The organism is Micromonospora sp. C81 (assembly GCF_018070425.1).
Lineage (GTDB): Bacteria > Actinomycetota > Actinomycetes > Mycobacteriales > Micromonosporaceae > Micromonospora > Micromonospora zamorensis.
Genome location: NZ_JAGPXS010000009.1, coordinates 182602 through 201453 on the forward strand (window position 1 = coordinate 182602; position 18852 = coordinate 201453).

Here is an 18852-nt window from a genome sequence, read left to right on the forward strand (position 1 = left end):
ACAATCCGACGCCCTCCAGGGTGGACGGCGGGGTCGACGGGGGGTGGCCGGCGTGCGGCGGACGGTGGCAGTGTTGACGGGGCTCTGCCTCATGGTCGTGGCCGCGGCTTGTGGTGAGCGGGGGCAACCCTCGTCGGCCCCGACCGCCGCTCCCTCCGCGTCGAACGAACGCCCGGCGGCGGGCGACCACGAGCTCACCCTGACGCACAACGGAGTCGAGCGCACCTACCTGCTGCACGCACCGCCCGGCTACGACCCGGGCAGGCCGTCCGCGCTGGTCATCGCGCTGCACTTCTATCCCGGGACCGGCTCTGCGATGAGGGAGCTGGCGGGCCTGGAGGCCAAGGCTGACAAGGACAACGTGCTGGTCGCGTACCCCGACGGCGTGGGCGGAGGCTTCAACGCGCTGGTCTGCTGCGGCAGCCAGGACGACGTCGGGTTCCTCAGCGCTCTCACCGGTCACCTGGTGCAGACCTGGCACGCGGACCCCAACCAGGTCTTCCTCACCGGCATCTCCAACGGCGGCGACATGAGCTTCCGGGCGGCGGTGGAGAGCACCGGCACGTACGCCGCGATCGGGGTGGTCAGCGGCGGTTACAGCGGGAAGCTGACCACGGCCGACAGCTACGTGCCGAAGAGCCCCGTCTCCGTGATCACCTTCATCGGCGGCCAGGACCGGTACGCGTCGACCTTCCAGACCGGCATGCAGACCTGGCAGCAGCGGCTCTCCTGCCGGCCGAGCCCGAAGGCGGCCGGGGTGCCGGGTGTGACGCACACGGTGGCGAGCTGCGCGGACGGCAGCGAGGTCAGCGTCTGGACCCTGCCCGAGATGGGCCACAGTTGGCCGGGGGCGACAGCCGGTCAGCTCGCCGCGTCCTCCGCCGGGCTGTCGGCCACCGACCTGATGTGGGAGTTCTTCGCGACGCACCCCCGTAAGGCCTGACCTACAGGCGCAGCAGCATCCGGGTGTTGCCCAGCGTGTTCGGCTTGACCCGCTCCAGGTCCAGGAACTGCGCGACACCCTCGTCGTACGAGCGCAGCAACTGCTCGTACACCTGGCGGGGCACCGGTGCGCCGTCGATCTCCTGGAAGCCGAACGCGCCGAAGAACCGCGTCTCGAAGGTGAGCGCGAAGATCCGGGCCACGCCCAGCTCCCGGGCCGCGTCGATCAGCTCCCCCACCAGCCGGTGCCCGATCCGCTGGCCCCGGCAGGACGGGTCCACAGCGACCGTGCGGATCTCGGCCAGGTCCTCCCACATCACGTGCAGCGCGCCGCAGCCCACCACGACGCCGTCGTCGGCGCGGACCGCCACCCGGAACTCCTGCACGTCCTCATAGAGGGTGACGGTGGCCTTGCTCAGCAGCCGACGGTCGTCGGTGTAGGTGTCCACCAGCCGCCGGATGCCCCGTACGTCCCCGGTGCGGGCCCGCCGCACCACGATCTGACTCTCGGACGCCGAGGACTCGGCCGGCGCGTTCATTCGCCCGCCGGGACGTCCACGCACGGACCGGCCGACCACCACGGCTCGACCAGCGCCAACGTCTCGTCGCCGAACGGGTTCACGCCCGGGCCGGCGCCCAGGGCGTGCCCCAGGTGCACGTGCAGGCACTTCACCCGGCCCGGCATCCCGCCGGCCGAGATTCCGGCGATCTCCGGCACCTCACCGACCGCCTCCCGGCGGGCGAGGTAGTCCTCGTGCGCGGCACGGTAGTGCGCGGCCAGCTCTGGGTCCGTCGTCAGCCGGTCCGCCATCTCCTTCATCAGCCCCGCCGACTCCAGCCGGCTGCACGCCGCGGTGGCCCGGGGGCAGGTCAGGTAGAAGAGCGTCGGAAACGGGGTGCCGTCGGCGAGGCGGGGGGTCGTCTCCACCACGTCCGGGAGGCCGCACGGGCATCGGTGGGCGACCGCCCGGGTGCCCCGGGGCGTCCGGCCGAGCTGCGCGGCCACCGCGGCCAGGTCGGCCTCCGTGGCCGGCTCCCGCTGCGGCAGAGGTACGGAATCCGCCGCCGGCTCCGACGGTGGTACGACAGTCACGGTCTCTCCTGGTGCGTCGATCGGTGGATCACTTGCCCGGCTGCTGGCTGTCGGCTGCCTGCACGCTCGACCAGAGCGTGTCGTACCAGGTCGACGGCCCCGCCGGGGCGCCCGAACCGGCCGACTTCCCGGCGTCCCGGGCGGCGCCCTCCGGGTCGTGCAGCACCACCATCATCTTCTCGCCCGGCTCGCCCATGAAGAACCGCTCCCGAGCCTGCGTCTTGATGTACGCCGGGTCGTTCCAGTTGGCAGCCTCGGCCTCGAGTTTGGCGATCTCCGCCGCCTGCACCGCCTGGGCCGCCTCAATCCGCTCAATGTCGGCCTGCTGGTCCAGGTAGACCCGGACCGGGTACGTGTAGGCCAGCGCGAGCGCGATCAGGACCGCGAACAGCACTGTGGCCCGGCCGGTGAAGCGACGGGGGTGGGGCGCGGCGAGCCGCTTCACGCCTGCGCCGGCGGCGGTACGCCGAGCGGCGGCCGGACGATTCGCCGAGCGAACGCCCTCGGCGCCCCGGGCAGCACCCGGCGCCCGACCAGCGGCGCGGGGGTCGGCGCGTACGCCGGCCTCCCGGACCGATCCCCGCGTGGCGCGGCCACCACCCGGCCGACCGGACTGACCCGGTCGGCGGGCGGGACGCTGACCACCCGGTGTGCGGCGCTGCTGCATCGTCACACCCCTCCCCCGAGGCTTCGCGCGTCTCAGGCCGAACGGTAGCGCGGGAACGCGCCGGCGCCGGCGTAGCGCGCCGCGTCGGCCAGCTCCTCCTCGATCCGGAGCAGCTGGTTGTACTTCGCGACGCGGTCCGAGCGGGCCGGCGCGCCGGTCTTGATCTGGCCGCAGCCGGTGGCAACCGCCAGGTCGGCGATGGTGGTGTCCTCGGTCTCGCCGGAACGGTGGCTCATCATGCACTTGAAGCCGGCCCGGTGGGCCAGGTCCACCGCGTCCAGCGTCTCGGTCAGCGAGCCGATCTGGTTGACCTTGACCAGGACCGCGTTCGCCGACTTCTCCGCGATGCCGCGCGCGATGCGCTGCGGGTTGGTCACGAACAGGTCGTCGCCGACGATCTGCACCCGGTCGCCGAGCGAGGCGGTCAGCGTCTGCCAGCCGCTCCAGTCGTCCTCGGCCAGCGGGTCCTCGATCGACACGATCGGGTAGTCACCGGCCAGCTTGGTGTAGTAGTTGCTCATCTCCTCGGCGGACTTCGCGGAACCCTCGAAGGTGTAGGTGCCGTTGTCGAAGAACTCCGTGGCTGCCACGTCGAGCGCGAACACGATGTCGGTGCCCAGCCGGTAACCGGCCTTCTCGACCGCCTCGGCGATCAGGTCCAGGGCCGCCGCGTTGGTCGGCAGGTTCGGGGCGAAGCCGCCCTCGTCGCCGAGCCCGGTGGACAGGCCCTTCTTCTTCAGCACCGACTTGAGGGCGTGGTAGACCTCCGCGCCGGAGCGCAGCGCCTCACGGAAGGTGGGGGCGCCGATCGGGGCGACCATGAATTCCTGGATGTCGACGTTCGAGTCGGCGTGCGCGCCACCGTTGAGGATGTTCATCATCGGCACCGGCAGGAGGTGCGCGTTCGGGCCGCCCAGGTAACGGAAGAGGCTCAGCTCGGCGCTGCCGGCAGCGGCCTTCGCCACCGCGAGGGAAACCCCGAGGATGGCGTTCGCGCCCAGCTCCGACTTGCTGTCGGTGCCGTCGATGTCGAGCATCTTCTGGTCGATGAGCCGCTGCTCGCTGGCCTCGTACCCGATGATCTGGTCGACGATCTTGTCCTCGACGTTGGAGACCGCCTTCTCCACGCCCTTGCCCTGGTAGCGGTCGGCGTCACCGTCGCGCAGCTCGATCGCCTCGAAGGCGCCGGTGGAGGCGCCGGAGGGCACGGCCGCGCGGGCCACCGTGCCGTCGTCCAGGCCGACCTCGACCTCGACCGTCGGGTTGCCCCGCGAGTCGAGAATCTCCCGGGCGACGATTCCCTCGATGGTTGCCACTGAGTCGCTCCTCGTTGTTGTGATCCGGTCCGTGGGTGGGCCGCGACGGTGCGGCTGAGGCAGGTGTTGAACGCAGCGTATCGGGCGGCGCGAACGGGCACGGCGTCGCCCGCGCACCCGAGTCGGCCCGCACTGACGGACATTCCCGGATTTCCGGGCGTCAACCGGCAACGGGTTTGCGCTGCGCGGACCGGATCCACCAGGCTGGTCGCCATGCCCGCCGCCTCGACCACCCTCCGCATGCTCGCCGTGTCGGTCATCGCGTCGCTCACGGTCACCGGCTGTCAGACATTCGAGGACGCCGGAGTCGCCATGAGTCGCTCGGAACTCGTCAACGACCTCGCCGCCCGCCTCGACCGCGCGCTGGAGTTGACCTACTCGGCCGACTACCAGTTGCCCGGCGGCCAGAGCGCCGCGATCGTGCAGGCGCAGGACCCGGCCCGCTCCGCGTACACCTACCCCGGAGGGCGACTCACCGTCACCCCCGAGGCCGTCACCCGGTGTACGACGACCGGCACCCGCCCGCAGTGCACGCTCGTCGCCCCGCCCACCCCGGGTGGCAAACCCACAGTGACCCTCTTCGGTGAGGCCAACCAGCAGGGTCTGGTCACGCCGCCGGTGGTGATCGGGCTGCTGACCTCCGCCGCGCTCGACCCGCAGGCGGTCATCAAGCAGAGCGACACCACCGTCGCCGGGCACCACGCCGCCTGCGTCGAGGTGCAGGGCTCGTCCGGCGACTTCACCGCCTGCGTGACCACCGAGGGCGTGCTGGGCAGCTTCACCGGACCGGTCGACGGCAAGCCGATGGAACTGGCGCTGAGCCGCTACTCCGAGACCGTGGACAAGGACGCGTTCGACCCACCGGCCGGCGCCGGCGTCGTGGACCGCCGCCCAGGCGGATCGTGACCGCGGTGCGCAGCTCTCAAGATCCGCACAAGTTCGGGGAAGTTGCTGCCTGCGGAGCGCTGGAGGCAGCAACATCCGAGAAGTTGCGCCGATCTTGAGGCGGGACGCGGTGACCGGTGCGGGGGCCGGTGTTGCTCAGACCCCGAGCAGGGTGCGCAGGTGGCGCGGGGGCGGGCAGTCGTGGGCGAGCATCGCGTCGTGCCAGTCGCGCACCGACACGCCGTCCGGGCGGGCGGCGGCGATCTCGGCCATCTCGCTGTACCCGACGAAGTAGGTGGAGAGCTGGGTGGAGGTGAGCAACGACCGGCGCCACTTGCCGGCCGCCTCGCCCTCCTCCTGGAAGCCGCGCCCGGTCATCAACGCCATCGCCTCGGCCTCGGGCAGGTCGTCGGCGTGCACCAACTGGTCGAGCAGGGCGTTGATGGTCATCCGGAGCTGCATCTTGAGCTGCTGCAACCGCACCGGCAGACCGCCGTAGCCGAGGCCGGTCATCAGCTCCTCGGTGTAGACCGCCCAGCCCTCGATGAACGGGCCGGACTCGGCCAGCGCCCGGACCCGGGTGCCACCGACGTAGCGGCGGGCGTGGGCGAGCTGGAGGAAGTGCCCCGGCATCGCCTCGTGCACGGTCAGGTTGCGGATCATGTGGTCGTTGTACTCGCGGTAGAACGACTCCACCCGCTGCGCCGGCCAGTCCGAGGGGGTGGGCGCGATGCAGTAGAAGGTGGGCACCGCCGCCGTCTCCAACGGGCCGGGCGCGTCGCAGTAGGCCACCGCGACACCCCGGGCGAACTCCGGCATCTCCTGGATCACGCACCGGTCGTCGACCAGGGTGACCAGGTCGTGCGCGCGGACGAAGTCGGTCGCCTCGTCCAGGGTCACCCCCGCCAGGTCGACGATCGTCGCGTCGTCCGGGTGTTCGGCGGCGAGCACGTCCAGCGCGCGGCGGACGGCCGCGTCGCCGGCCGGGCCGCCGACCAGCTCGACGGCCGCCTCGCGGATCTCCGCGGTGACCCGGTCCAGGTTGGCCCAGGCGCGGCGCTGGATCTCGGCGGCGCCCAGCTCGGTGTCGAGGGTGTGCCAGAGCCGGGCCTCCCAGCGGCGGCGGCCCAGCCGCGGGTCCCGCCCCGGGCCGGCGTCGGCGGCCAGGCCGGCGCGCAGCCACGCGACGAACTCCTCCAGCGCGGCGATCGCCGCGGTGGCCGCCGGCTCGACCCGGTCGAGGGCGCTCGGGGCCTGGGCGAGCAGCGGCGGCAGCTCGTCGCGGATCAGCGCGGCCGTGCCGGCGAACTGGCCTACCGCCGTCTCCGCGTGGATCCGCGGCATGTCCCGCAGCGTCGCGCGGGCGGTGGCGAGGGCGTCCGGTACGGCGGCGAGCCGGCCGGCCAGCTGGGTCAGCCGCACCTCCGCCGGGGCGTACGGGCGGGCCAGCAGCGGGTGCAGGAGCGCGCCGGGGTTGTGGCGCAGCGGATCCCACTCGTGCGACCGGATCTCGGTCAGCTCGAACAGCTCCCGGTCCACGAATGAGCTGAGCAGCGCGTGGTCGACCTGCTCTTCCACGTCGAGCGAGTCCGGGTCCAGTTCGGACAGGGCGTTGGCCGCGTCGGAGAGCATCGCCCGGTCGGCGGCCAGCGCGTCGACGGACAGGTCCGGCAGCCGGTCGTCGAACCGGTGGTCCCCGGCAGCGGTGGCAACCCCCGGCCGTGACTCCAGCAGTGCCTCGACAACCCGCTCAGCTAGTACCCCAAACGCCTCCACCCGGCCCACCCTACCGACCGGCCCACCCACTGCCACCTGTTACGTCGATCATGAAGTTATTGCCTTCGACCTCGGCGTGTCGTGGCAACAACTTCATGATCAACGGGGGTCTGAGGGCTCGGGGGTGGGGGGCTCGGGGGTGGGGGTTTAGGCGGGTGGGCTTTCGGCGGTTCGGATGGCCTCCGCGTAGGCCAGAGTGGCGCGGCGCAGGGCCGCCTCCGGGTCGATGCCCGCCTCGCGGGCCGCCGCTACCGTGGCCAGGAGGCTCGCGCCCAACCTTGCTTCGGCATCCACCTGGGTGGCGGCCAACGGCGGTGGGACCTCGATGCCCCTACGGGCGGCGCGCTTCAGGATCTGCGCGGCCAGGGCCAGGGCGGGCTGGCTCAGGGCCACGCCGTCCAGCACCGAGTCGCGTGCCTTCTCAGCGCGCTTGATCCGCTCCCAGTTCTCGGTGATGTCCTCCAGAGTGCCCGCCTCGGCACCCGCGAAGACGTGCGGATTGCGCCGGATCATCTTGTCGACCAGGCCACCGGCCACGTCGTCGATGGTCCACCGCTCGTCCTCGGGCAACTCCTCGGCGAGCCGCGCGTGCAGCACCACCTGCAACAGGACGTCACCCAACTCCTCGCGGAGCGCGTCGGTGTCGTCGGCGCTGATCGCGTCGTACGCCTCGTAGCTCTCCTCCAGCAGATAACCGGCGAGGCTGCGGTGCGTCTGCGCGCGTTTCCACGGGTCGCCGCCCGGGGAGGCCAGCCGGTCCATCACGGCCACCGCGTCGAGCAGTCGGGCGCCCGGCGGATCCCACGAGCCGTACATCAGCTCCATCTCGGCCAACCCCGGCTGCCGGGCCAACCGCAGACCCAACTCACGGGCCAGCGCCTCGTCGCCCGCCGGACCGGCCAACCACACCACAGTGCCGTGCGTCGCCACCGCATCCAGCAACGGCTGCGTCGCCGGCCCGTCCACCACTGTGACCTCGGCGCCCGCCTGGCGCACGGCCGTGACCAGCTCGGTCTCCGCGCCGGTCAACACCGGGTGCTGGCGTACGACATCCCAGGCCGCGGAGGTCAGCAGGCCGGCGGGCAACCGGGGTGAGGTGACCAGGAGGACGATCCGTGCCGACATGCTCAGCTGGCCGTGCCCTCGTCGCTCGGGGGCGTGGCCGCGTCGCTCGGGGCCGTTGCGTCGTCGCTCGGGTTGGCGCCCGACGGAAGCGGATCCGGGGTGGAGATGTCGGTGACGGCGCCCGACTTTTCCAGGTAGGGAAGGCTGTACCTGCCGAAGCCCCCGTTCGGCACCTGGAGCAGGGCCGGAATCTCCAGCGCGGAGTAGCGCGGGTTGAGCGAGACGTCCTCCCGCTCCACCTCTGCCTCGAACGCCGCGCTGAGGGCCACCACCGCGGCCACCTGCGGGGCGATGGCCGGATCGGCGAACGCCGAACGCTGCTGCTCGACCGTCCAGCCGGCCGGGGCCACCTCGCCCTCCACCATCTTGGCGTAGACGACCGACCGCAGCTCGTCGGTCAGCTCGGCCGGCGGCAGACCCGCCTGGAGGGCGAGGAAGAGGTTGTACCAGTCAGCGGCGAGCTTCGCGTACTCGGAGCCAGGAGCTCCGAAACTCTTGCCCAACTCGTCGGCTTTGAGCTGGTCCTGGACCGGGATCTTCTTCTCCGCGACGATCCGCTTGGCCAGGTCGATGCCGACGAGCAGGTTGAGCATGTCCTGTGGGGTCGCGTCGATCCGGAGCATCTCCGGCGAGGGAGACGCGGACGGCCCGTTCTGCTGCTGGAACGCCGCCCGGGCGGTCGTCTCGTACTTCGCCTGGGCCTCGGCGTGGATCTCGTCGACCCGTTGCACCGAATAGGTGGTGTCACCGACGTACGCGGCGACCCCCGGTGCGGACTTACCGCAGGCAGCGAGGGAGAGGACACCCAGGGCCGCGACGCTGGCGGCGGCGATCACACGGCGAGCACGCATGCCCGTCACTCTCTCATGCCCTCTCCCGTGCTGTGACGGCCCCCACCTCACCGAGCTTCCAGTTCACCGCGGCGCGTCACCCGGCCGCACCTGACCCGGCCGCGACGGCGAGCGGAGCGGGGGCACCGAGCACATCGGAGAGCAACTGCGCGCACCACTGCAACAGCGCCTGGTCACGCAGCGGCTCCCCGCCGATCCGACGGGTGCTCGGCCGAGGCACGCTGACCTGGTCGGTGGCCTGCTTGTAGACGGCGTCCGGGTGGTAGCGCTTGAGCCGCATCTGCTTCGAATCCGGCAACGGCAACGGGCCGAACCGCACGTGCTTGCCCTGCATCGACACGTCGGTGAGGCCGTACCGGCGGGCCAGCAGGCGGAACCGGGCCACCTCCACCAGGTTCTGCACCGGCGCCGGCGGCTCGCCGTACCGGTCGGTCATCTCGGCGACCACCTCGGTCAGCCGCTCCTCGTCCCGCGCCTCGGCGAGCTTGCGGTACATCTCCAGGCGCAGCCGCTCCACGCTCACGTAGTCGTGCGGCAGGTGCGCGTCGATCGGCAGGTCGATCTTGACGTCGGGCTCGTCCTCCGACCGCTCACCCTTGAACGCGGAGACCGCCTCGCCGACCATCCGCACGTACAGGTCGAAGCCGACACCCTCGATGTGCCCGGACTGCTCACCGCCGAGCAGGTTGCCGGCACCCCGGATCTCCAGGTCCTTCATCGCCACGTACATGCCGGCGCCCAACTCGGTGTGCTGCGCGATGGTCGCCAGCCGCTCGTGGGCGTGCTCGGTGAGCGGCTTCTCCGGTGGGTAGAGGAAGTAGGCGTACGCCCGCTCCCGGCCCCGGCCGACCCGGCCACGAATCTGGTGCAGCTGGGCCAGGCCGAGCAGGTCGGCCCGCTCCACGATCAGCGTGTTGGCGTTGGGGATGTCGATGCCCGACTCCACGATCGTGGTGCAGACCAGGACGTCGAACTCCTTCTCCCAGAAGCCGACCATGACCTTCTCCAGAGCGTCCTCACCCATCTGGCCGTGCGCCACCGCGACCCGCGCCTCGGGCACCAGCTCCCGCAGTCGTCGCGCCGCCCGGTCGATCGACTCGACCCGGTTGTGCAGGTAGAAGACCTGCCCGTCGCGGAGCAGCTCGCGGTGGATGGACGCCGCCACCTGCCGGTCGTCCTGCGCGCCGACGAAGGTGAGCACCGGGTGCCGCTCCTCCGGTGGGGTGGCGATGGTGGACATCTCCCGGATGCCGGTGATCGCCATCTCCAGGGTGCGCGGGATCGGGGTGGCCGACATGCTCAGCACGTCGACCGACGCGCGCAGCGTCTTCAGGTGCTCCTTGTGCTCGACACCGAAGCGCTGCTCCTCGTCGACGACCACCAGGCCCAACTGCTTGAACCGGGTCGCGGTCTGGAGCAGCCGGTGGGTGCCGATGACGATGTCGACGGTGCCGTCGGCGACCATCTCCAGCGTCCGCTCGGTCTCCTTCGGGGTCTGGAACCTCGACAGCTGCCGGATCTCCACCGGGAACTGGCTCATCCGCTCGGCGAACGTGTTGTAGTGCTGCTGCACCAGCAGCGTGGTCGGCACCAGCACCGCCACCTGCTTGCCGTCCTGCACGGCCTTGAACGCCGCCCGGACCGCGATCTCGGTCTTGCCGTAGCCGACGTCGCCGCAGATCAACCGGTCCATCGGGACGGTCTGCTCCATGTCCCGCTTGACCTCGTCGATCGCGGCGAGCTGGTCCGGCGTCTCCTGCCAGGGGAAGGCGTCCTCCAACTCCCGCTGCCAGGGGGTGTCCGGGCCGAACGAGTGGCCCTTGGACGCCTTGCGGGCTGCGTAGAGCTGGATGAGCTGCGCGGCGATCTCCCGCACCGCCTTACGGGCCCGGGCCTTGGACTTCTGCCAGTCCGAGCCGCCCATCTTGTGCAACGTCGGCTGCTCGCCGCCCACGTAACGGGAGAGCTGGTCGAGCTGGTCCGTGGGGACGAACAGGCGGTCGCCGGGCTGACCACGCTTGCTGGCCGCGTACTCGATCACCAGGTATTCGCGGCTGGCCCCGTTGACGGTGCGCTGCACCAGCTCGACGTAGCGGCCGATGCCGTGCTGCTCGTGCACGACGTGGTCGCCGGCCTTCAGCTCCAGCGGGTCGATGGTGTTGCGCCGCCGGCTCGGCATCTTGCGCATGTCCCGCGTCGAGGTGCCCCGACCGCCGGTCACGTCGTTGCCGGTCAACAGCACGAAACGGGACGCCTCGTCGACGAACCCGCTGCTCAGCGCACCGCAGGTGACCACCAGCTCACCGGCGACCGGCGCGGTCGGCACCTCCTCGGTCAACCGGGCGCCCAGCCCGGCGTCGCGCAGCACCTCCACCGCCCGTTGGGCGGGGCCGTGGCCCTCGAAGACCAGCGCGATCGACCAGCCCTCGCCGGCCCAGCGCTTGAGGTCGTCGACCACCCGGCTGGTCTCGCCGTGGTAGAGCGGGGCCGGCTGGGCGGCGAGGGTCACAGCGATGGCGTCGTCCGGGGTGACCGCGGCCTGCTCCGGCGCGTCCTCCCAGGGCTGCCGCGTCTCGGTCGCCGTCTCCCCCTCGACAAGCCCGAACGGGGACAGCGTCCACCACGGCTGGCCGAGTTTGCCGGCTGTGGCGCGCACCTCGCCGAGAGTGCGGAAGGCGGCGGCGCCGACGTCCACCGGGGCCTGGCCGCCGACCGCAGCGGCGGCCCAGCTGGCCTGGAGAAACTCCTCCGAGGTACGCACCAGGTCGTGCGCCCGGGTGCGGATGCGCTCCGGGTCGCAGAGCAGCACGTGGGTGCCGGACGGCATCGCGTCCAGCAGCAGCTCCAGCGAGTCGGGACCGACCAGCACCGGCGCCAGCGACTCCATCCCCTCCACCGGGATGCCTTCGGCCAGCTTGTCGAGGATCTCCGCCAACTCGGGGTGCTGCTCGGCCAGCGCGGCGGCCCGGTCACGGACCTCCGGGGTCAGCAGCAACTCCCGGCAGGGCGGTGCCCACAGCAGCGGAACCTGCTCGATGGTCCGCTGGTCGGCGACGGCGAAGGTGCGGATCTCCTCCACCTCGTCGCCCCAGAACTCGACCCGGGACGGGTGCTCGTCGGTGGGCGGGAAGACGTCCAGGATGCCGCCACGCACGGCGAACTCGCCGCGCTTGGTGACCAGGTCGACCCGGGCGTACGCCATGTCGATCAGCCGGCGGGCGACCTCCTCCAGGTCGGCCTCCTCACCGGCGGCGAGCTGCACCGGCTCCAGATCGCCGAGCCCCTTGAGCTGCGGTTGGAGCAGAGAACGGACCGGAGCCACGACCACCCGCAGAGGCCCGGTGCTCCCGTGCGCGTCGGCAGCCTCCGGGTGCACCAACCGGCGCAGCACGGCCAGCCGTCGGCCCACCGTGTCCGAGCGTGGCGACAGTCGCTCATGCGGCAGCGTCTCCCAGGAGGGGAAGACCACCACCTGCTCCGCTGGCAGCAACCCACCCAGCGCGGCGGCCAGGTCGTCGGCCTCCCGGCTGGTGGCGGTCACCGCGAGCACGGGTCGCCCGGCCCCACCCCCGGTGCCGTCGGGGTCGGCCGCGACCGCGGCGACCGCGAACGGGCGCAACGCCGCAGGGGCGGTGATGTCGAGGCCGTCGACCTGGGCGGCACCGGAGCGCGCCAGGTCACGCGCCCGGGTCAGCCCGGGGTCGGCCAGGGCGGCGGAGAACAGACCGGTGAGCAAGGGAATCCTTCCCGGGGATCGACGCACACGACGGCGGCCCCTCGTCCAGCCGGACGGGGGGTGCACGACGACAAGCCTATCCCCGTCCACCGACACACACCCCCTTCCGCTCAGGTCCACGCCGCGCGGCGCGCGGCACCCCGCCCGCGCACCCTTAGACCCAGGTCCACGCCTCCCGTCGTCCCAAGATCCACGCAACTTCGGGGAAGTTGCTGCTTCCGGGGCGCGGGAGGCAGCACTTTCCCTGATGTTGTGCGGATCTTGGGGGGGGAACCCGAACCCCGCAGCCCGAGGCGGTCGGAAACGGGAGATAGATCTTGACCGGCGGGCTTCTGACATGGTCGGGTTTCGGGGTGGATGAGCAGTGGCGGGCACAGTTCGACGCGGAGGTGAGCTTCGCCAACGGCGGCGGGCTGCGCACCGAGGGGTTCCGGCTGGACATCCCCGGTCAGGAGATCAGCGACGACGACCTGGCGGCGTTGTTCGTCCGGCACCTTGGGTTGCTGATGGTCGCCGAGGTGCGGATCAGCGCGAAGACGCTCATCGAAGAGCCGCACAAGGGCGGCCGGGGCGTTGCCGTTGACCGGCCGGCGCCCGCCCGCAGGCTGGTCGAGCTGAGCCACGTGATCAGCGACGGGATGATCACCCTGCCGGGCTGGCCGGGGCCGCGGATCACCGACTGGCTGACGTTCGCGGCATCCCGCGAGCGGTACGCGCCGGGCACCGAGTTCCACGTGGCGCGGATCGACCTGATCGCCAACACCGGCACGTACGTGGACACTCCCGCCCATCGCTGGGCGGGCGGCGACGACCTGACCGGGGTGTCGCTGGACAGCCTCGCCGACCTGCCCGGGGTGGTGGTCCGGGTGCCGGCCGGCGTTCGGGCCGTGGACCGGTTGATGCTGGCCCCGTACGAGGTGGCCGGGCGCGCGGTCCTGCTGCACACCGGGTGGGATGCGCACTTCGGCACCGAGCGGTACGGCGCGCCGGAGGCGCCGTACCTGACCGGGGACGCAGCCCAGGCGCTGGTTGACGCGGGCGCGACCCTGGTCGGCATCGACTCGATCAACATCGACGACATGAGCCCGGCGGCCGGAGGTCAGCGCCCCGCGCACAGCGCGCTGCTCGCCGCCGGCATCCCGATCGTGGAGCACCTGACCGGCCTGGACGCGCTGCCCCCGACGGGGTTCCGGTTCACCGCGGCCCCACCGAGGGTGGCCGGCATGGGCACCTTCCCGGTCCGGGCCTTCGCCGTCGTCAACCCCTGACGCCACCCGCGGCGCTGACGCCACCCGCGGCGGCGGCAACGCGCGGCCGGCCGGTCAGTAGCGCACCGAGATCCTGCGCGCCACGGCGTCCACCCGGATCTCCCCGCCGTACGGGATGATCAACTGCGGGTCGGTGTGACCGAGGTCGACGTCGAAGACCACCACCGCGTCCGGGTTGTACGGCGCGAGCGCGCGGGTGATCGCCTCCCGCTGGGCGTCGCCCCACGCCTGCCGTTCCGGCACCGACAGGGGCTTGTTGAAGTCCCAGGCCTTGGGGCGACCGACGACGATGGCCGGGAAGGCGGCGAGCAGGCCCCGCTCTCCCATGTTCCGCACGATCCGGAACACCTCCTGTGCGCCGGGCATTTCCTGGGAGGTTTCGACGAGAAGCACTGACCCGTCCAGCTCGGCGGCGGTGGGCACTCGGTCGGTGGCCAGCAACCAGTGCAGGATCTCCAGGTTGCCGCCCCAGGTGCGCCCCCGCACCTCCCGCTGCGGGCCCTGCCAGCGCCAACCCGCGCCGGGCAGCATCTCCGGCTCGTGGGCCAGCGTCTCCGGCTCGGTCCACGGGTTCGGCCGGTCCCCCCAGTCATGGGCGGGCGTCAACTCGTACCAGTCGGTGGTGAACAGGGCCGCGCGCAGCGAGGCGAAGGTCAGCGGGTGCGGCGAGCCGGGCCGGCCGAGATGCACCAGCACCGACCCACCGTGGTAGGCGACGATGCCCAGCCGGTAGAGGTGGTTGAGCACGTTGGTGTTGTCGGAGTAGCCGAAGTAGGGCTTGGGGTTGGCCCGCAGCACGTCATTGTCGAGGTGCGGGGTGACCGTGATCAGGTCGTCGCCGCCGACAGTGGCGAGCACCGCGGTGATGCTCGGGTCGGCGAAGGCTGCGGTCAGGTCGCGGGCCCGGTCGCGCGGGTCGGCCCCCAGGATCCGGGTGGTCGGATACTCCACCGGCTCCAGGCCGAACTCCTCGCGCAGCCGGCGCAGCCCCAACTCGTACACGTGGGGGAAGACGGCTGGCAGGCCGGCGGAGGGTGAGACGACCGCGACCCGGTCGCCAGGCCGGGGTTTGGGCGGGTATTTCAGCGACACCATGATCGAACGCTAACGGTCCGGCCAACCGATTTCCGCCCTGCCGATCACAAAACCGGCCATAGGCTCACAACGTGGACACCGCATCGCAGGGCCGAGACCGGGACTGGGCGCCGCGCAGCATCGGGTTGCTTCTCGGCACGCTGGTGCTCGCCACCGCGTTCATCGCGGCCTACGTCGGCGCACTGCACCAGCCCACACCCCGCGACCTACCGGTCGGCGTCGCCCTCGGCGACCAGCGCGCCCAGGCGACGCTCGACGCCGTGCGCGGTCAGACCAACATCATCAAATCCGTCGGGTACGACGACGCGAGCGCCGCCGAGCACGGGCTGCTCAGCCGCGCGGTGTACGCCGTGCTCAGCACCGGCCCCGACAACGGCCTGCTCCTCACCATCGCGAGCGCCTCCGGCCCCTCCGCCACCAGCGCGATCAAGGAGGTGCTCACCACCGCCACCACCCGCAGCGGCACCCCGCTACAGGTCGTCGACGAAGTGCCGGTCACCTCGGCCGACCCGCGTGGGGTGGTGCCCTTCTACCTGAACGTCGGCTACGTGCTCGGCGGTTACCTGGCCTCGACCGTGCTCGGGATATCCGCCGGCACCACCCCACGTACGGTACGGCGGGCCGGGCTGCGCATCGCCGCCCTGGCCGTCTACAGCGTGCTGCTCGGCATCGCCGGCGCGGTCGTGGTCGGACCGGTGCTGGACATCTGGCACCACGACGTACCGACGATCGCGGCGATCGGCGCGCTGGCCGTCTTCGCCGCCGCGATGTTCGCCAGCGCCATCCAGGGCTGGCTCGGCGTCGCGGGCACCGCGCTGGTCATCCTGCTTCTGGTGGTGCTCGGCAACCCCGGCTCCGGCGGCATCTACGCGCCCGAGTTCCTGCCCGGCGTGCTGCGCGGCATGCACCGGTGGAACATCCCCGGCCTCGCCAACGACCTGAGCAAGGCGGCGGTCTACTTCGACTGGCGATCGGCCGGCTGGCCGGCCTTCGCCCTCGCGCTCTGGGCGGTGCTCGGCGGACTGGGTCTGCTCGGCGCGAGCCTCGTCCGCGGTCGCCGGGCCGTCACCTCCGACTCCGGCCCGACCCGCCCCGGCCCCACTCCCGCCGGCGACGGTGGTTGAGATCACGTCCGAAAACACCGTTCCAGGGGCACTGGATCGCCCGGGGGTCCTCCAGACATCCGGTGCACGCGGATACCATCCAGTGAGTCGGACAGCGCTGTCCTTCGTACCCACGTAAGGGAGCGCACCGTGACCGATCAGCATGACCACGACGGCCCGGATGCCGCGCTGCGTGCCGACATCCGCCGGCTCGGCACCCTGCTCGGGCAGACCCTGGCCCGCCAGGAGGGTCGCCCACTGCTCGACCTCGTCGAGGAGATCCGCGCCCAGGTCCGCACCGACGCACCGGCGGCCGCCCAGCGCCTCGGCGGGCTCGACGTGACCACCGGCACCAAGCTTGCGCGGGCCTTCTCCACCTACTTCCACCTGGCCAACATCACCGAGCAGGTGCACCGCGCACGGGATCTGCGCCGCCGCCGAGCGGTGCAGGGCGGGTGGCTGGACCAGGCGGCCAAGATGATCGCCGAGCGCGGGGTGCCCGCCGAGGAGATCGCCAACGCGGCCCGCCGGTTGGCGGTCCGTCCGGTCTTCACCGCGCACCCCACCGAGGCGGCCCGCCGCTCGATCCTGTCCAAGCTGCGGGCGATCGCCGACGAGTTGGACACCGAGACCGCCAACGCGATCCTCTACGGCGCCAGCGACGAGGGCCCCGCCAACCGTCGCCTGGCCGAGCTGCTGGACCTGATGTGGCAGACCGACGAGCTGCGACTCGACCGGCCGGACCCGACCGACGAGGCCCGCAACGCCATCTACTACCTGCGCGACCTGTACGCCGAGGCCGCCCCGCAGGTGCTCGACGACCTGGCCGACACGCTGCGCACCCTCGGTGTGGAGACCTCACCGACGGCCCGGCCGCTGAGCTTCGGCACCTGGATCGGCGGTGACCGCGACGGCAACCCGTTCGTCACCCCGGCGGTCACCCGTGAGGTGCTGACCATCCAGCACGAGCACGGCATCGCGGCCACCGAGAAGGCCATGGACCACCTGATCAACGAGGTCTCCGTCTCCCGCCGGCTGCGCGGGGTTTCCCTGGACCTCTCCGCCAGCCTCGCCGCCGACCTGGACGCACTGCCCGAGGTGGCGACGAGGTTCCGGCGGGTCAACGCGGAGGAGCCGTACCGGCTCAAGGCACGCTGCGTGAAGGCGAAGCTCGCCAACACCCGGCAGAGGCTGCGCCAGGGCACCGGGCACGTGCCGGGTCGGGACTACCGGGGCTCCGCCGAGCTGATCGCCGACCTGGATCTGCTGCGCGCGTCGCTGGCCCGCAATTCCGGGCAGCTCACCGCCGTCGGCCGGCTGGCCTCCACCATCCGTACGGTGTCCGCGTTCGGCCTGCACCTGGCCACGATGGACGTCCGGGAGCACGCCGAGGCGCACCACGCGGTGCTCGCCCAGCTCTACGAGGCCGTCGGCGAGGTCTCCGACTACCCGGCGCTGACCCGCCTGGAGCGCACCAAGCTTCTCGCCGACGAGCTGACCGGTCGCCGGCCGCTGTCCACCCTCGACACGGCGCTGTCCGAGCCGGCCCGTAAGACGTTCGACGTGTTCAGCACCATCCGGGAGGCACAGGACCGGTTCGGCTCCGAAGTGATCGAGTCGTACATCATCTCGATGACCCTGGGTGTCGACGACGTGCTGGCCGCCGTGGTGCTGGCCCGGGAGGCCGGCCTGGTGGACGTGCACAGTGGGCGGGCCCGGGTCGGGTTCGTGCCGCTGCTGGAGACCCCGGCCGAGCTGAACGCCGGTGGTGAACTCCTCGACGAGCTGCTGTCGCTGCCCGCCTACCGGGCGTTGGTGAGTGCCCGAGGCGACGTGCAGGAGGTCATGCTCGGCTACTCCGACTCCAACAAGGAAGCCGGGATCACCACCAGCCAGTGGTCGATCCACCGGGCGCAGCGCGCGCTGCGTGACGTGGCGGCCCGGCACGGGGTGCACCTGCGGCTGTTCCACGGGCGGGGTGGCACGGTCGGTCGTGGCGGCGGGCCGACGCACGAGGCGATCCTGGCCCAGCCGTACGGGACGATGGACGGCGCGATCAAGGTGACCGAGCAGGGTGAGGTGATCTCCGACAAGTACACCCTGCCGTCACTGGCCCGGGAAAACCTGGAGCTCACCCTCGCGGCGGTGCTCCAGGCGACCCTGCTGCACACCGCACCGCGGCAGCCGGCCGAGATGTTGGAACGCTGGGACGCCACCATGGACGTGGTCTCCGAGTCCGCGTTCCGCTCCTACCGGTCGCTCGTCGAGGACCCGGACCTGCCGGCGTACTTCTGGGCGTCCACCCCCACCGAGCTGCTCGGCGCACTCAACATCGGCTCCCGGCCGGCGAAGCGCCCGAACACCGGCGCGGGCCTGTCCGGTCTGCGGGCCATCCCGTGGGTGTTCGGCTGGACGCAGACCCGGCAGATCGTGCCGGGTTGGTTCGGCGTCGGCTCCGGCCTGGCCGCCGCGCGTGAGGCCGGACTGGCTGACGTGCTGGCCGAGATGCACCGTAACTGGCACTTCTTCCGCACGTTCCTGTCGAACGTCGAGATGATGGTGACCAAGACCGACCTGAGCATCGCCCGTCGCTATGTCGAGACGCTGGTGCCGAAGAAGCTGCACCCGATCTTCGAGCAGATCGAGCAGGAGTACGAGCTGACCAAGCGGGAGCTGTTGGCGGTCACCGCCTCACCGGCCCTGCTGGAAAACTCGCCGGTGCTCCAGCGCACCCTGGCCGTCCGCGACACCTACCTGGAGCCGCTGCACCACCTCCAGGTGGCGCTGCTGCGGCAGTACCGGGAGTCCGGGGCTGCCGGGCGGGCGGTGGCCACCGCTCCGGGTGGCCGACGTGCGCCGAGCGACGGCACCGCCCTGGAGCGTGCGCTGCTCACGACGGTGAACGGCATCGCCGCCGGAATGCGCAACACCGGCTGATCGACCGAAGGAAATCAGGCCACCAACCCAGCCGCGTCGATCATGCAGTTGTGGTGCC

Annotated in this window: 14 protein-coding genes; 5 read left to right on the plus strand and 9 right to left on the minus strand. The window is 71.7% G+C overall.

Features of this window, described 5'->3' with window-relative positions; genetic code table 11:
- Positions 1-73 precede the first annotated feature (73 nt).
- Positions 74-943 carry a PHB depolymerase family esterase gene (locus KBX46_RS17380; protein WP_247667673.1) on the plus strand — a complete coding sequence of 290 codons (870 nt, stop codon included), beginning with the start codon at positions 74-76 and terminating at the stop codon, positions 941-943.
- Position 944: 1 nt separating this feature from the next.
- Here KBX46_RS17380 and KBX46_RS17385 read toward each other — a convergent pair whose 3' ends face one another.
- The 4 genes from KBX46_RS17385 to eno are packed head-to-tail and all read right to left on the minus strand — an operon-like array spanning position 945 to position 4018.
- Positions 945-1481 (minus strand): amino-acid N-acetyltransferase, encoded by a 537-nt coding sequence (locus tag KBX46_RS17385; RefSeq protein WP_088946236.1) that lies wholly within the window; start codon positions 1479-1481, stop codon positions 945-947.
- Positions 1478-2035, minus strand: coding sequence for a DUF501 domain-containing protein (locus KBX46_RS17390; RefSeq protein WP_088946235.1), 558 nt, complete (start codon positions 2033-2035; stop codon positions 1478-1480). Before KBX46_RS17390 ends, KBX46_RS17385 begins: the two co-directional genes overlap by 4 nt.
- 28 nt (positions 2036-2063) lie before the next feature.
- Positions 2064-2702 carry a septum formation initiator family protein gene (locus KBX46_RS17395; protein WP_210793239.1) on the minus strand — a complete coding sequence of 213 codons (639 nt, stop codon included), beginning with the start codon at positions 2700-2702 and terminating at the stop codon, positions 2064-2066.
- A gap of 32 nt (positions 2703-2734) precedes the next feature.
- Positions 2735-4018: a phosphopyruvate hydratase gene (gene eno / locus KBX46_RS17400; protein ID WP_210793240.1), complete on the minus strand. Its 1284-nt coding sequence runs from the start codon at positions 4016-4018 to the stop codon at positions 2735-2737.
- A 213-nt stretch (positions 4019-4231) separates the two neighbouring features.
- Between eno and KBX46_RS17405 the strand changes: the two genes are divergently transcribed.
- Complete coding sequence (locus KBX46_RS17405; protein ID WP_210793241.1) at positions 4232-4924, plus strand: hypothetical protein; 693 nt, start codon at positions 4232-4234, stop codon at positions 4922-4924.
- 135 nt (positions 4925-5059) lie between these two features.
- Here the strand turns inward: KBX46_RS17405 and KBX46_RS17410 are convergent, their stop codons facing one another.
- From KBX46_RS17410 to mfd, 4 genes are all read right to left on the minus strand, one after another.
- Positions 5060-6679, minus strand: coding sequence for a DUF885 domain-containing protein (locus tag KBX46_RS17410; protein ID WP_210793242.1), 1620 nt, complete (start codon positions 6677-6679; stop codon positions 5060-5062).
- A 147-nt stretch (positions 6680-6826) separates the two neighbouring features.
- A complete protein-coding gene (locus tag KBX46_RS17415) occupies positions 6827-7804 on the minus strand; it encodes a nucleoside triphosphate pyrophosphohydrolase (RefSeq protein ID WP_210793243.1) in 978 nt (325 codons plus the stop codon).
- 2 nt (positions 7805-7806) lie between these two features.
- Positions 7807-8655 carry a hypothetical protein gene (locus KBX46_RS17420; protein ID WP_210793244.1) on the minus strand — a complete coding sequence of 283 codons (849 nt, stop codon included), beginning with the start codon at positions 8653-8655 and terminating at the stop codon, positions 7807-7809.
- 76 nt (positions 8656-8731) lie between these two features.
- Positions 8732-12391: a transcription-repair coupling factor gene (mfd, locus tag KBX46_RS17425; protein WP_210793245.1), complete on the minus strand. Its 3660-nt coding sequence runs from the start codon at positions 12389-12391 to the stop codon at positions 8732-8734.
- A gap of 353 nt (positions 12392-12744) precedes the next feature.
- On the opposite strand from mfd, the gene KBX46_RS17430 reads away from it, so the two are divergent.
- Complete coding sequence (locus KBX46_RS17430; protein WP_210793246.1) at positions 12745-13659, plus strand: cyclase family protein; 915 nt, start codon at positions 12745-12747, stop codon at positions 13657-13659.
- Positions 13660-13713: 54 nt separating this feature from the next.
- Here the strand turns inward: KBX46_RS17430 and KBX46_RS17435 are convergent, their stop codons facing one another.
- Complete coding sequence (locus KBX46_RS17435) at positions 13714-14754, minus strand: S66 peptidase family protein (protein WP_210793247.1); 1041 nt, start codon at positions 14752-14754, stop codon at positions 13714-13716.
- 71 nt (positions 14755-14825) lie between these two features.
- Between KBX46_RS17435 and KBX46_RS17440 the strand changes: the two genes are divergently transcribed.
- Positions 14826-15878 (plus strand): hypothetical protein, encoded by a 1053-nt coding sequence (locus KBX46_RS17440; RefSeq protein ID WP_210793248.1) that lies wholly within the window; start codon positions 14826-14828, stop codon positions 15876-15878.
- A gap of 129 nt (positions 15879-16007) precedes the next feature.
- Positions 16008-18794 carry a phosphoenolpyruvate carboxylase gene (gene ppc, locus KBX46_RS17445; RefSeq protein ID WP_088946225.1) on the plus strand — a complete coding sequence of 929 codons (2787 nt, stop codon included), beginning with the start codon at positions 16008-16010 and terminating at the stop codon, positions 18792-18794.
- Positions 18795-18852: the final 58 nt, after the last annotated feature.

Excerpts from the sequence above, each read along its gene's own strand:
- KBX46_RS17385 (WP_088946236.1), bottom strand. The coding sequence starts at position 1,481 with ATGAACGCGCCGGCCGAGTCCTCGGCGTCCGAGAGTCAGATCGTGGTG.
- KBX46_RS17395 (WP_210793239.1), bottom strand. The coding sequence starts at position 2,702 with ATGCAGCAGCGCCGCACACCGGGTGGTCAGCGTCCCGCCCGCCGACCG.
- KBX46_RS17405 (WP_210793241.1), top strand. The coding sequence starts at position 4,232 with ATGCCCGCCGCCTCGACCACCCTCCGCATGCTCGCCGTGTCGGTCATC.
- KBX46_RS17415 (WP_210793243.1), bottom strand. The coding sequence starts at position 7,804 with ATGTCGGCACGGATCGTCCTCCTGGTCACCTCACCCCGGTTGCCCGCC.
- KBX46_RS17420 (WP_210793244.1), bottom strand. The coding sequence starts at position 8,655 with ATGCGTGCTCGCCGTGTGATCGCCGCCGCCAGCGTCGCGGCCCTGGGT.
- KBX46_RS17435 (WP_210793247.1), bottom strand. The coding sequence starts at position 14,754 with ATGGTGTCGCTGAAATACCCGCCCAAACCCCGGCCTGGCGACCGGGTC.